This is a genomic window from Parahaliea mediterranea, assembly GCF_003402235.1.
Lineage (GTDB): Bacteria > Pseudomonadota > Gammaproteobacteria > Pseudomonadales > Halieaceae > Parahaliea > Parahaliea mediterranea.
This window is the reverse complement of sequence record NZ_QEWO01000002.1, coordinates 747,349-760,712: the sequence shown is the minus strand read 5'-3', so window position 1 is coordinate 760,712 and position 13,364 is coordinate 747,349. Positions and strand designations below refer to the sequence as shown.

The 13,364-nt window shown below is 64.8% G+C and carries 12 protein-coding genes; 6 read left to right on the top strand and 6 right to left on the bottom strand.

Annotated features, from left to right (window positions below; translation table 11 throughout):
- Nucleotides 1–3 precede the first annotated feature (3 nt).
- The 3 genes from DDZ17_RS08825 to DDZ17_RS08815 are packed head-to-tail and all read left to right on the top strand — an operon-like array spanning nt 4 to nt 3,014.
- Entirely contained in the window at nt 4–1,467 is a 1,464-nt protein-coding gene (locus tag DDZ17_RS08825) for an aldehyde dehydrogenase family protein (protein ID WP_116365889.1), read from the top strand.
- Nucleotides 1,464–2,237, top strand: coding sequence for an SDR family oxidoreductase (locus DDZ17_RS08820; protein ID WP_116365887.1), 774 nt, complete (start codon nt 1,464–1,466; stop codon nt 2,235–2,237). The genes DDZ17_RS08825 and DDZ17_RS08820 overlap by 4 nt, the downstream gene beginning before the upstream one ends.
- 30 nt (nt 2,238–2,267) lie before the next feature.
- Nucleotides 2,268–3,014 carry an SDR family oxidoreductase gene (locus DDZ17_RS08815; protein ID WP_116365885.1) on the top strand — a complete coding sequence of 249 codons (747 nt, stop codon included), beginning with the start codon at nt 2,268–2,270 and terminating at the stop codon, nt 3,012–3,014.
- Between the two features lie 23 nt (nt 3,015–3,037).
- Here DDZ17_RS08815 and DDZ17_RS08810 read toward each other — a convergent pair whose 3' ends face one another.
- Nucleotides 3,038–4,258, bottom strand: coding sequence for a cytochrome P450 (locus DDZ17_RS08810; RefSeq protein WP_157976550.1), 1,221 nt, complete (start codon nt 4,256–4,258; stop codon nt 3,038–3,040).
- 69 nt (nt 4,259–4,327) lie between these two features.
- Nucleotides 4,328–5,095, bottom strand: coding sequence for a sterol desaturase family protein (locus DDZ17_RS08805; RefSeq protein ID WP_116365881.1), 768 nt, complete (start codon nt 5,093–5,095; stop codon nt 4,328–4,330).
- A 229-nt stretch (nt 5,096–5,324) separates the two neighbouring features.
- Between DDZ17_RS08805 and DDZ17_RS08800 the strand changes: the two genes are divergently transcribed.
- Complete coding sequence (locus DDZ17_RS08800; RefSeq protein ID WP_241505833.1) at nt 5,325–6,446, top strand: medium chain dehydrogenase/reductase family protein; 1,122 nt, start codon at nt 5,325–5,327, stop codon at nt 6,444–6,446.
- Here the strand turns inward: DDZ17_RS08800 and DDZ17_RS08795 are convergent.
- Genes DDZ17_RS08795 through DDZ17_RS08780 form a run of 4 tightly spaced genes read right to left on the bottom strand, consistent with a single transcriptional unit; the run spans nt 6,443 to nt 9,798 of the window.
- On the bottom strand, nt 6,443–6,883 hold the full coding sequence (locus tag DDZ17_RS08795; protein WP_116365873.1) for a Zn-ribbon domain-containing OB-fold protein: 441 nt from the start codon (nt 6,881–6,883) through the stop codon (nt 6,443–6,445). The two genes, DDZ17_RS08800 and DDZ17_RS08795, sit on opposite strands and share 4 nt — an antisense overlap.
- Before the next feature lie 2 nt (nt 6,884–6,885).
- Nucleotides 6,886–8,097, bottom strand: coding sequence for a thiolase C-terminal domain-containing protein (locus tag DDZ17_RS08790; RefSeq protein ID WP_116365871.1), 1,212 nt, complete (start codon nt 8,095–8,097; stop codon nt 6,886–6,888).
- The gene (locus DDZ17_RS08785; protein WP_116365869.1) at nt 8,087–9,013 is read right to left on the bottom strand and encodes a TauD/TfdA dioxygenase family protein; all 927 of its coding nucleotides are present in this window, start codon (nt 9,011–9,013) and stop codon (nt 8,087–8,089) included. The genes DDZ17_RS08790 and DDZ17_RS08785 overlap by 11 nt, the downstream gene beginning before the upstream one ends.
- Complete coding sequence (locus DDZ17_RS08780) at nt 9,010–9,798, bottom strand: class II aldolase/adducin family protein (RefSeq protein ID WP_116365867.1); 789 nt, start codon at nt 9,796–9,798, stop codon at nt 9,010–9,012. Before DDZ17_RS08780 ends, DDZ17_RS08785 begins: the two co-directional genes overlap by 4 nt.
- Before the next feature lie 200 nt (nt 9,799–9,998).
- Between DDZ17_RS08780 and DDZ17_RS08775 the strand changes: the two genes are divergently transcribed.
- Together DDZ17_RS08775 and DDZ17_RS08770 are read left to right on the top strand one after the other, a co-directional pair.
- On the top strand, nt 9,999–10,934 hold the full coding sequence (locus tag DDZ17_RS08775) for a Rieske 2Fe-2S domain-containing protein (protein WP_116365865.1): 936 nt from the start codon (nt 9,999–10,001) through the stop codon (nt 10,932–10,934).
- 142 nt (nt 10,935–11,076) lie between these two features.
- Nucleotides 11,077–13,362, top strand: coding sequence for a TonB-dependent receptor (locus DDZ17_RS08770; RefSeq protein ID WP_170150186.1), 2,286 nt, complete (start codon nt 11,077–11,079; stop codon nt 13,360–13,362).
- Nucleotides 13,363–13,364: the final 2 nt, after the last annotated feature.

Genomic DNA, 13,364 nt, shown 5'->3' with positions numbered 1-13,364 from the left:
GTTATGAACCCGGAAGCAAGACTGTTTATCGACGGTGAGCTGTGCGAAGCCAGCGGCGGCCGCCAGTACCCCAACCTGAACCCGGCCACCGAGGAGGTGATGGGGCAGGTCGCCGACGCCACCGCGGACGACATGGAGCGGGCCATTGCCGCCGCCCGCCGTGCCTTTGATACCACCGACTGGTCGACCAATCATGCATTCCGACTGGAATGCATCAAGCAGCTGAAGGCCGGCCTACTGGCGAACCTGGATGACTTCAAGGCGCAGATTGCCGCCGAGACCGGCTCGCCCCTGGGTATCTGTGGCACTGGCGGCCCCCAGTGCGAGGTGCCAATCTCCTTTATGGACTACACCATCGCATCCCTGCCCGACTTCCAGTGGAGCCGGGATATTGGCGTGTCCGAGATGATGGGCATGAAGAGCCGGCGCCTGGTGGAGAAGGAAGCCGTGGGTGTGGTGGCCTGCGTAACGCCCTGGAACGTACCCCTGCAGATCAACCTGGCCAAATGTGTGCCCGCGCTGGCGGCGGGCTGCACTGTGGTGCTGAAGCCGGCGCCGGACACTCCCTGGGCGGCGACCCTGCTGGGCCGTGTGGTCAAGGAGTGCACTGACATCCCCCCCGGGGTGTTCAACGTGGTGACTGCATCCGACCCGCGGGAAGTCGCCGAGCAACTGGTGAGTGATGCGCGGGTGGACATGGTGTCCTTTACCGGCTCCACCGCCGTGGGCAAGCACATCATGGTCACCGCCGCGCAAACGGTGAAAAAGGTCTTCCTGGAACTGGGGGGCAAGTCCGCCAACATCATGCTGGACGATGCGGACCTGAGCCAGAGCCTGCTGAGCGCACTGGGGGTGTGCTTTCACGCCGGGCAGGGCTGCGCCATCCAGACCCGGCTGCTCATTCCCCGCAACCGCCAGGCTGAGGTTGAGGAGCTGCTGAAAACCTACTTTACTTTTATTGAATACGGCGACCCCGCCTCCGACAGCCAGATCATGGGGGCGCTGGTGAATGCGAAGCAGCGCGAGCGCGTGCTGGCCTACATTGAGAAGGGCAAGGCCGAGGGTGCCCGCCTGCTGCTGGGCGGCGGCGTGCCCGCGCAGCTGGGCAAGGGCTTTTACGTGGAGCCCACCGTGTTCGTGGATGTCACCAACGATATGACTATCGCCCGGGAGGAAATCTTTGGCCCGGTGCTGGCGGTGATTGCCTACGACGACGAGGAAGACGCCATTCGCATTGCCAACGACTCGGACTACGGCCTGTCCGCCGGAGTGTGGTCCGCCGATGAAGCGCGCGCCCTGCGCGTGGCGCGGCGCCTGCGCAGTGGCACTGTGTGCGTGAACGGCGGCAACTTCTATTCGGCCGACGCCCCCTTTGGCGGCTACAAACACAGCGGCGTGGGCCGCGAGATGGGCCCCGAGGGCTTTGAGGAATACCTGGAAACCAAAACCATTGCGGTGGGTGTATGACGGCGGTGCTGGCGGGCCAGCATATTGTGGTGACCGGTGGCGCCAGTGGCTTTGGCCTGGCCATTGCCCGGGCGCTGGTGGCGCAGGGGGCGCAGGTAACCCTGTTGGGGCGGCGCCAGGGGGCGCTGGATGCGGCAGTGGCCGAACTGGGCGCGGATAATGCCGCCGCTCTGGTGTGCGACGTAGCAAGGCCCGAGAGCATACGCGCGGCCTTTGCCGAGCTGGCCGGGCGCGCGCCGCCCATTGATGCTCTGGTGAACAACGCGGGCATGGCCCGCCCCGGCGCCGTGGATGAGCTGGATGAAGACGAAGTGATCCAGCAGGTGAACACCAACTTCCTCGGCACCGTATTCTGCTGCAAGGCGGCCATCCCCCTGCTCCGGGGGCGCACCAACGCACGCATTGTGAACATCTCCTCCGCCAGTGCCTGGCATTACGACGAAATGTCTCACCTGTCCATTTATGCCTCCACCAAGGCGGCGGTGGAGCGCTTTACCCGCGATTTGCGCGAGGAAGTGCAGCGCGATGGCATTGGCGTGACCTGCGTGCGCCCCGGCGCGGCCTGGACCAACTTTGCCGATGGCTGGGACGCGCAAAAAATCCAGCGTGGCTTTGCCGCCTGGCTGAAAACCGGCCCCGAGATGGACAGCGGGATGCTGCCAGAGCACGTGGCCCAGGCCGTGGCGCACGTGTTCAGCTACCCGCCGGGGGTGGCGGTGGACCTGCTGGAAGTGCGCCCCAACCAACCCATTCCCAAACCTGAACTGTAACCACACCGACATAACAACGAGGAACTAGCGATGGATTTCAGCGGCAAAACAGTCATTGTCACCGGCGCCGGCGGCGGCATTGGCGAGGCCTACGCCAAGGCCTGCGCGGCGAAGGGCATGAACGTGGTGATTGCCGAACTCAGCGAGGCCGGCGGTGCGCGCGTGGCCGGTGACATTGAGGCCGCCGGCGGCAAAGCCCTGTTAGTGAAAACCGATGTGGGCAGCGAAGCCTCGGCGCGGGACTGTGCCGCCGCCACCGTCGAGGCCTTCGGCGCTATCCACTACCTGATCAACAACGCCGCCATTTTTGGCGACATGAAGATCGAGGGTTACCTCACGGTGGATCTGGACTACCTGGAGAAGTTCATGCGCATCAACGCCCACGGGGCGCTGATCATGACCCGGGCCGTGGTGGATGCCATGACCGCCGCCGGCGGCGGGGCCATCGTCAACCAGTCTTCCACCGCCGCTTGGATGGGCATGGGCTTTTACGGAGTAGCCAAACTCGCCCTGAACGGCATTACCCAGTCACTGGCCCACGAACTGGGCGGGCGCAATATCCGCATCAACGCCATTGCGCCTGGCCCCACTGAAACTGGCGCCCTGCAGAAAACCGCCGGCGACTACGCCAGGGAAATGGTCAAGAGCATGCCCATCAAGCGCCTGGGCCAACCTTCGGACATGGCCGATGCCGCCCTGTTCCTTTTGTCCGACGAGGCAAGCTGGATTACCGGCCACGTGTTGAACGTGGACGGCGGTCAGTTCATGCGCCCCTGACGGCGCCCCGGCCTTTGCGGCCGCTACAGGCGCTGTATCGCCAGCGCCTGCAGGCGGTTCTCCATCACAAAAGGCGCCCAGCGGGCTTCACCGGCCAGCTGGAATGCCTGCAGCCGCTCCACCCACGCGGCCAGCGCTTCTTCGATGGTGTAGCGCGCCATGGCCTGGCCAATGCAGAAGTGCGCCCCCAGCCCAAAGGTGAGTGAAAACACCTTTGGGTCGCGGGTGATGTCGAAGGTTTGCGGGTTGTCCCAGCGGGCCGGGTCCCGGTTGGGGGCGCCAAAAGGAATGGCGATCGTATCGCCGGTGTTGAAGTGGTGACCAAAGGCGTCAACGGGGTGGGCGGCCTTCTGTGGCAGCTCAACAATGCCGGGTCGCAGGCGCAGTACTTCTTCGCAGGCGCCCTGTTTCCAGCGCGCCGGGTCGTCCCGTAGCATCGCGACCGCATTGGGGTGGCGCGCCAGCTCCAGTATGCCCGAGGCAATTGCGCCGCCAGTGGTGCCGCCAGAGCCAAACACGGTGGAGAACAGGGTAATCAGCTCCGCGTGGCTGAGCTTGCCGCCGGCATCCTCGGCCTGCAGCAGGCGGGTGAGAAAGTCATCCCGCGGGTGTTTGCGCCGCGCGTCGTACAGTCCCGCCACATGCGCCATGACACTGGCAATGGCGCGATTGGCCGTATCGCGCATGGCCTGGGTCACCCGCGGGCCAAAGCAGTCGGGGATGCGCGCATCCACCAGGGGAGATTCGGCCCCTCGCACCTCGTCGGCGCTCACCTGCAGAAAGTCCATCATCACCAGCCGGGGCAGGGGGTAGGCGTAGCCCTTCAGGGCGTCGATGGGCTGGCCCGGAGGGTGGGCGTCCAGCAGCCGGTCCAGCAAACGGTGTGCATGCGCGCGAATCACCGGCCGCAGGGGCTCAATGCTGCGCTTGGACAGGGCCCCGGTGACCAGCTTGCGGATGCGCACATGGTCTGGCCCCTCCATCACCCCCAGGGCGTGGCTGCGCCAGGTGTGCAGTGGGTCCCCCGGGCGAAAGCCCCGCGCTTCCAGGCGCTCGATGCCCTCGTTGATGAAGTCCTGCCCCTTGATGGCCCACTCGGCATCGTCCCAGCGCAGCACGCAGAGGTCTCCCGCGTCGTTGCGGGCGGTGCGGCCCCGCTCGCGAAAGCGGGCGAGGATGGGGTAAGGGTCCTGCCAGTAGGCCGGGTCTGCGGTGGGAATGGTGGTGCCTGCGGGTGCAACCATGGGGCATTCCTCGCCGGGCATTGGTGATAATGCCGCCGCCCGCGCCCGGTGGCCGGCGGCGCTGAGTTCTCAGGTGCTGGCCTGGCTCTCGGCCGGGTTGTCCTGCTGCTCCAGCGGGTGTGTTTCCAGGGTGCCCAACAGTTTGTCGTAAAGCAGGGTAATGGTGGCGTAATTACCCCGGTGCATGTCCAGGTGGTGGGCGTCGTGCTTCATCGCCACCCAGTTCAGTGTGCGGAAGGGAAAGCCCTCCAGGTCGATACGGCAGTGGTTGATCTGGTTGAGCTGGGTGTAGATGAAGTTCGATATCACGATGGTGGCCACGTGAAAGGGCGACAGGCCGAGCAAGCCGAGCAGCACGATGGTGGCAAAGTACAGGGCGGTGCCGATCACGATCTCCCAGGGGTGCAGCAGGTAGGAATCGATGGACGTCACCCGGCTGCGGGCCTGGTGGTGCACCGCGTGCACCCGGCGAAAATAGCCCTGGCCGTGAAACAGGAAGCGGTGCACGCAATAGTAAAACAGGTCGTAGACCATCAGTATCAGCACCACATCCAGGGCAATGCGCCACAGGGGCTGGGCACTGAGGGTCACGAAGAATGGCAGGATCAGCACGTAAGAAGTCAGGTTTACCCCAAGGCCAATCTTCTGGCTGGATTTCACCCGGTGATGGTACTTCTTGCCGAACTCGCGCCATTTGCGCTGGTTTTCATCCCGGTTGACCTGCCGTGTGCGGGCAATGGCCGGAATACGAAACACCACTGCCTGGGCCAGCGCAATGCAGGCGCCAAGAATGACGAAAGTGGCCAGGGCGGCCTGCCAGTTGTAATCGAGGGGCATCCAGCAAAACCTCCGTTAGTGGAGTGATTAGTGGGGTAGTTGGTGCAGCTGTGGACTAAAGTAAAGAAAGATTGACTAATGGTCAATAACACTTGATTAAAATAGCCGCCGCGCCACAATGCCTGCAGTATGCTGGCTACGCTGTGGGTAGCTGACCCGGCTTAGCTGACCCGGCCTAGTTCACCCGGCCTAGACAGCCATGCACCCCGACTGGACTGGAGACCCCCTTTTGAGTGCAACAACAATCGCGGCAGAACCCGCAGCTTCTTCATCCGTTCAGTGGCAGCGCATCGAGGTGTCGCGCTTTGGCGGGCCGGAGGTGCTGCAGGTAGTGACGGAGCAGGGCCTGCCGCAGCCCGGCCCCGGGCAGGTGCGGGTGAAAGTGCTGACCGCCGGTACGGGCTTTACCGACGCCATCATCCGCCAGGGCCAGTACGTGGATGTGAAAGACAAGCCACCCTTCACCCTGGGCTACGACTATATCGGCGTGGTTGATGCGCTTGGCGAGGGCGTTGGCGAGGGTGTTGGAGAGAGTGCTGGCGAAGGTGCTGGCGACCTCACCGTGGGTGACTGGGTAGCGGACATGCCGGTGATCGGCGGCTACACCCAATACCTTTGCGCTGATGCGAGCCAGCTGGTGCGCTGCCCGATGGGGCTCGACCCGGCCCAGGCAGTGTGCATGATCCTGTCCTACACCACCGCCTACCAGATGCTGACGCGGGAGTGCTCCCTTAACCCCGGCGAAGCCATCCTCGTGCACGCCGCCGGCGGCGCGGTGGGCACAGCCCTGCTGGACCTGGGGCGCGCGTTGGGCCTGCGCGTTTTTGGCACGGCCTCTGCCGGCAAGCACGAACTGGTGCGCCGCTTTGGCGCCACGCCCATTGATTACCGCAATGAGGATGTGGCCGCGGTGATTGGGCGGGAAACCGACGGGGCAGGAGTGAAGGCGGTGTTCGATACCCTGGGCGGTGCGTCCTGGACGCGCTCCTACCGCTACCTGGCCAGGGGCGGCACGCTGGTGGCCTTTGGCGCCCTGCAGCTCACCACCGGCGAAGAAAAGCTCCCGGGCCTGCTGTGGGGTTTTGCCAAGCTGCTGGCCTTCTGGCCCCTGCTGCCGGACGGGCGGCGCAGTGTGTTCTACAACATCCAGCGCCGCCGCCAGAAGCTGCCACAGGCGTTTCGCGAAGACCTATCCACCCTGCTGCAGTGGCTGGCGCAGGGGCGCCTGAATCCCGCCGTGGCCGCTGTGCGCCCTCTGGGTGATGCCGCCGAGGTACACCGCCAGATCGACAGCGGGCGCATTGCCGGCAAGGTGGTACTGGATTGCCAGGCGCCTGTCGGGGGTGGTTAAACGCCCCCTTGCTGGCTGCCCTGGCGGCGAGTGAACAGCGGCGCCAGGTAGGGCGCGCCACCGTCGGGCGCCAGCTCCCGGAAGGTCACCGCCAGTGGCATATCACAGGCCAGTTGGCCTGGGTCCACATCCACCACCTGGCTAACCAGCCGCACGCGGGGCTCTTCTTCCAGCGCCACTAGCGCGCAGACGTAGGGGCTGAAGGGCGCAAAGGCCGCCAACAGGGGCCGCTGCACGACGGTGTAGGCCGCCAGGTGGCCGCGCCCGGACAGCGGCCGCCAGTGCAGTTCGCCGCCGCAGTGGGGGCACAGGGCCCGCGGATACCACACCAGGCACTGGCACCGCTGGCAGGCGGGCAGTGCCAGCTCGCCCCGGGCGGCGGCGCGCCAGAAGGGGCCGGTGAGGGGGTGGTCAAGGTCGGGCTGTAGCGCCAGCATGGTCACACTCCAAGGATCAGGGTGCCGGCCTCGTCGGCGGTGAAGCCGGCGTAGGCCGCCCGCCGGGGCTGCTCAACCTGGTTGGCGGCCTGGCCGCGCAGCTGCTTCACCAACTCCACCACGTGGGCAATGCCCAGCACATACGCATGGGACAACAGCCCGCCGTGGGTGTTGGTGGGCAGGCCGCCCTGGTGGCGGCTGCGCTTAAAGTCCAGCCGACCGCCTTCCACAAAGGGGCCGCCTTCGCCCTTGGCGCAAAAACCCATGTCTTCAATCTGCATCAGGGCGGTGATGCTGAAGCAGTCGTACACACCCAGCACGTCGATATCCTCAGGGCCAATGCCGGCCATGGCGTAGGCGCCGGGGGCGGCAAAGTGCTGGGGCGTGCTGGTGATGTCGCCCTGCTGGGAGATATACGGCGCGTTGGCAATGATGCCGTGGCCCACGCCCTCAACGCTCACCGGTCGCTGTGGCAGGTCCTGCGCCCGCTCGGGGCTGGTCATCAGGTAGGCGGCGCCGCCGTCGGAGATCAGGCAGCAGTCCTCCACCCGCAGGGGCGAGGCCAGGTGGGGGCGGGCCAGGTAGTCCTCAAGGGATAGCGTCTTGTCCTGCATAACGGCGCCGGGCTGGCCGTTGGCGTGGCGGCGAAAGGCGGTGACCAGCTCGCCCAACTGGGCCTCGGTGGTGCCGTAGTCGTGCATGTGGCGGCTGGCGAAGGTGGCAAAGTACAGCGGCTGGGGGAACCAGCCAAAGGGCAGCTCCAGCTGTGCCTTGATCAGCTCAGAGGCGTGCCAGGCGCCGGGGCCGCCGGTCATGGCGCCGCGCCGGCTGGCCCAGTCCACGGCAAAGCTGTTGACAATGTACCGGGCGCGGCCGCTGCGCAGGGCCTCGGCCGCCTGCGCGGGCGCGGTGGCCGCCCACACCATGCCGCCGCCCTGGCCGGATTCCCACATGGCCTGCGTTGTACCGAAATGGGCGCGAAAATCATCGGCGGTGAACTGATCGCCCAGCGCGCCGCTGTACATGATGCCGTCGATGTCCTCGGGCCTGAGGCCGGCATCGGCAATGCAGCGCGCAATGGCCTCGGCCGCCATGGCCTTGCTGTTGCGGTTTGATGCGCCGCTGTAGGCGGCCTCGCCAATGCCGGCAATGGCAACCTGGCCGCGGATGTCCGCCAGCGCGCTGGCCTGGCCCCAGTCGGCCTCAGGCCTCATCCAGCACCCGCCCCAGGGTGGCGTCGCCGGCAATGGTTGTGCGGTGAATGAGGCGATTGACGCCGGGGCGGGTGCCGGTGGTGCAATGCATGGCGCGCCAGTTGTCCCACAGCACCATGTCGCCCTCGCGCCATTCGTGAAAGTAGTGAAACTCGGGGCGGCGGATGTGCGCCACCAGTTCCCGCAGCAGATCCATGGCCTCGTCGTGGCACAGGCCGGCGCGGGCCGGGGCGTACACCCGGTCCAGGTTCAGCTCGACGATCTCCAGCACCTTGCGCCCGGTGATCGGGTGGGTCACCACCGCCGGATAGGCCACGTCGGGGAAGTTGGGAAAGCGCATCTGGGCCGGGTTTTTCGGGCTGTGGGGCCCCGGCTGGTAGCCCTCCATGTCCACAAAGCGCATGTTGCGGCGCTGCATCGCGAAGCAGTAGACGATCTCCAGTTTTTCCAGCAGGGCCTGCTTGTCTGTATCCAGGGCGTCCCAGGCCTTGGCCAGGTCGCCAAAGCCGGTCAGCCCCTTTTCGCTGGCGCACACCACTGCCCGCAGTACCGCGCCGTGGTTGGGCTTGCCGGTGTAGTGCAAATCCATGTGCCAGTCGAGCTTGTTGACCAGGGTTTCGCCGTTGTAGATGGCAGTGGCGTACTGGTCCTTGCCCGGCTCGTTGACCAGCTCGAACAGCTCCGGGTACTCGTCGTTGGTGGTGGCCTTCAGCGGGTGCATTTCCAGCGGCCCGAAAATACGGCTGAATTCAATCTGTTTGCCGGGGTCGATGTCCTGGTCGCGAAACAGCACAATGCCGTGCTCCAGCCAGATCTGTTTCAGCTCTTTGGCCAGGGTGTCGGAAATGGGCGCGTTAATATCGAAGCCGCCAACTTCCACACCCACGTTGTCCAGGGGCCTTACCTGCAAGCTCATGCTGTTGTCTCCGCTGCGTTGAGAATGCCCGGGTCCAGCCGCAGTTCACGGCGGGCCATGGCTTCAAAGAGAAAGGGAAAGCCGTTGGCGTCGGGCAGGGCGATCTGCCGCACCATGGCCTCTGGCAGTACTTGGCCGCCGCCGGCAAGCCGAGCCTGCCAGGCGCGCTTGCTGCGCCATTCCAGGGTGGCCATGCGCAGGTGGGCCTGGCGCAGGTTGGCGCCCAGCACCAGCGCGCCGTGGTTGGCCAACAGGGCCCACTTGGCATCGCCCAGGGCGCTCACCAGGGCCGCGGTGATATCGCGGTCATCAAAGGTGCCGTCGTACTCGCTGACCACCGGCAGCGGGCCGTCTACATAGGCGCCGGCCTGGTCCAGCGGCGGTGGCGACTCTCCCAGGCAGGCCCACAGGCCGCTCCACTCGGGGTGGTTGTGCATCACCACATGAACGTCGGGGCGGGCGGCGTGCAGTTGCAGGTGCAGGCCAATCGCCGGGGTAACGTTCCAGTCGCTGTCCTGCACTTCGCCCTGCGGGTTAACGGTGACAATGTCTGCCTCGGTGACTTCGTCCCAGGTCAGCTCCCAGGGGTTGCATAGCAGGTTGCCGTCGGGCAGGCGCACGGTAATGTGCCCGGCCAGGTGTTCGTTCCAGCCTTCGCGAAAGGCCATGCGGCAGAGCAGGGCGATCTGCCCTTTTAGCGAAATCTGGCCAAGCAGCGGATAGCGCCCCGGGCGCGGGGCAATGGCGGCCATAATGTCGCGGTTGAGGTGTTCGAATCGGTCCATGCCGGCACCCTCCCTTGTGATTGTTATCTACCGTGGAGCATAACCCGGCTGGCGGTGCGGTTGGCGCGGGATTGCCCGTGGGCGGCTCAAGTCTTTGTACTAGCCATATTAAGTTGCAATAGAAATGTTATTGCGCTTGACCACGCCGCGGGCCGCAACCACCCTTGCGGGGGAAAGCCGCTAACAACGAGAGCGCCGTCATGAGTCGATTTCCCTTTCCGGTACCCTTTGGCTGGTTTCATGTGGGCTACGCCGACGCGCTGGCGGTGGGTGAGGTGAGCCAGGTGCGCTACTTTGGCCGCGACCTGGTGCTGTGGCGGGACGAGGCCGGCGCGGCCCACCTGCAGGACCTCTACTGCCCCCATCTGGGCGCCAATCTGGCGGTGGGCGGCAAGGTCAGGGGCGAGCTGCTCGAATGCCCGTTTCATCACTGGCGCTTTGACGGCAGCGGCGCCGTGCGGGAAATCGACTACGCCAGGCGCCTGAACGACAAGGCCTGCCTGACCACTTATCCCATCAAGGAATACTACGGCGTGCTGATGGCCTGGTATCACCCGCAGGGAGAGCCGCCCCTGTGGCAGCTGCCCGAGATACCCGAGTGCGCCGACGCGGCCTGGAAAGGCCCCCTGAGCCGGCCCCACCGCATTGGCACCTGCCTGCAGGAAATGGCCGAAAACACCGCCGACAGCGCCCACTTCCAGACCATACACCAGCACCCGGGCGAAGCCAGCTACGATGAGTTCACCCTGGAGGGGCCGGCCATGATCATGCGCAGCCGGCAACTGTTCCCCAGTTCGCGGGGGCCGGTGGAGGGCACGCTGAACACCGACAGCCTGGGCTTTGGCTGGTCGGTGGTGCGCTATTCCACCCTGGTGGATATCTGCATGGTGACCACCAATGTGCCCATCGACAGCGAAACCAGCGAGCAGCACAACCATGTCTGGTACCACAACCCCGACAACGACCCGAAGATCGACCGCATCGCCATGGCCTTTGTGGAAGAGGTGAACCGCCAGCTGGGCGAGGATATTCCCATCTGGGAGAACAAGCGCTATCTCGCCGAGCCGCGCCTGTGCGACGGCGACGGACCCATCGCCAAGTTCCGGCGCTGGGCCGGGCAATTCTACGCCGCCTGAACTAAAAACATTGCACTAGCAACGAAAAACAATATACTGACCTGGCTGCCGGGCGCCTGCCAGCGCGCCGCAAACCCGGCGCGCAGCGTTGGATAAGCGGCGCTTCCCATAAACGATGTCTATAAAAAACGGGGATTGTTTTATGTTGTTCGCCACCCGGGGCGCTCGCCGCCCCAGCCAGAAGCCACTGGCCGCGGCCCTGCTTTCGCTGTGCGCCGTGCCCGCCCTCGGCCAGGACGGCGCCATGGTGCTTGAAGAGGTGATTGTCACCGCCCAGAAAAAATCCGAGTCGCTGGCCGATATTCCGATGACGGTGAACGCCATCAGCGGTGACCAGCTGAACCAGTTTGCCTCCTTTGAGCTGACCGACCTGGAAAAGCTGGTATCGGGTTTTTCCATCAACGGCCAGGGTTATGACACCGAAATTGCGGTGCGCGGCATGGGTACCGACCTGGACGCGGCGGTCAGCCCCCGCGTCACCATCTACTGGGACGGCGCCTACGTCAGCCAGGAGCGAGGGCTGTTTGCCGGCCTGTTCGACCTGGAGCGGCTGGAGCTGCTGCGTGGCCCCCAGGGCACCCTTTACGGCAAGGCGTCGCCAGCCGGCGCCATTACCATGCAGTCCCGCAGCCCCAACATGGAGGTGATGGACGGCTATGTGCAGCAGTCCTTCTCCCAGCGCGGCGGCTCCAACACCCAGTTCGGCGTGTCCATTCCCATCATCAAGAATGAACTGAGCGTGCGCGTTGCGGGCCTTTACAGCCAGGACAGCGACGACGATGTAGAAAACCTCACCACCGGCAACGAAGACAACGACTACTACAGCGGCGGCCGCGTGGTGGTGAGCTGGGTGCCCAGCGACGTATTCGATTTGCGCCTGTCCTACACCCAGAACGAGAGCGACCTGGATGTGGATCAGGTGCTCTATGGCAACGGCATCGACGTTGAGGATCGGGTTGCCCTGGGTGGCGACAATTCCTGGCTGGAAAGCCGCTCCAAGTACGCCGTGCTGGAGATGAACTACACCCTGCCCAACGACTGGATACTGACCTCGGTCAGCAGCTACCAGGAAGACAAGATAGAGCAGTTCCTGGACTACGACTTTGTGGCCGTGCGCGGCGGCACCCAGTACGTGCCCTCTGACGTATCGCCGGTAAAAAACACCGAGCTGCGCTTGGCCTCCATCGGCAACGACCTGTGGGACTGGACCGCCGGCCTGTTTTACGCCGAAAGCAAAAGCCTGACTGGGGTGGACGCCCAGAACTGGATTGCACCGCTGCCCGGCATCAACGTCAAAACCTACACCACCGGCCCCGCCACCAATAACAGCGACGGCTGGGGCGCCTTTTTGCACAATAGCTTCGACTTCAGCGAGGCCGGCGTACTGACCGTTGGCCTGCGCTACACCTACGAGGACCGCTTCTCAGAGCAGCCCTTTGAAACCCAGGCCTTTTTACTGCAGGGCGACGGCACCGAAGTGGGCCCGGTACAGGTGATTACCCGGGACGGCGTGGCACCCGAAGACCAGCAGGGCGACGAGGGCGCCTGGACCGGCACCCTCAAATACCAGTACAACCTCAGCATGGACATGATGGTGTACGGTTCCTACGACCGTGGCTGGCGCAGCGGCGCCGCCAATATCTCGGCCCGCGCCCAGCCCACCGAGTTTGGCGCCTTCGACTCCGAGACCAGCGACAACCTGGAACTGGGCATGAAGTGGAGCCTGATGGAGAGCCGGGGCCTGTTGAACCTGGCGGCCTATTACCAGACCTACAGCGATTACCAGTACCAGACCAACGCAGTGGCCTTTCGCCAGCCGGCCATTGACGGCGGCGGCATCGGCCAGACGGATACCGTGGTGAACGTGGGCGAGGCCGAGACCATGGGGGTGGAGGCGGAGTTCTCCTATCTGATCGACACCAACTGGCTGGCGAGCCTGTCCGCCAGCTACAACGACACCGAGTTCACCGATGCCAAGGGTGTGCCTTGCAGCAACGGCGAGCCGATACCGGATGTGGAATACGCCTACAACACCTGCGACCTCACCGGCGAGCCGGCGGGACGCATGCCCCAGTGGTCGGCGGTGCTGACCAGCGAATATTCCCTGCCGGTTTCGCGCATCCGTAGCGAATGGTACCTGCGCGGTTTGCTGAAGGCCGAGAGCAGCCGCTTTGCCGCCAGCATCGACGACGATCTGCCGGGATACGCCTTCCTCGACCTGTACACCGGCCTCAGGGCGCTGGACGGCAGCTGGGATGTCTTCCTGTGGGGCAAGAACCTGTTCGACCGCGCTGCCCTGTTGCAGGTCAAGCCTATTCCGCCGGTGCTGGATCCGGTCAACAGTGGTACCGTGGAAACCGGCTATATCGAAGTGCAGAACCAGCTGGCGCCGCGCATTGTCGGGGTAACGGCGAAGTTCAACTTCTGACA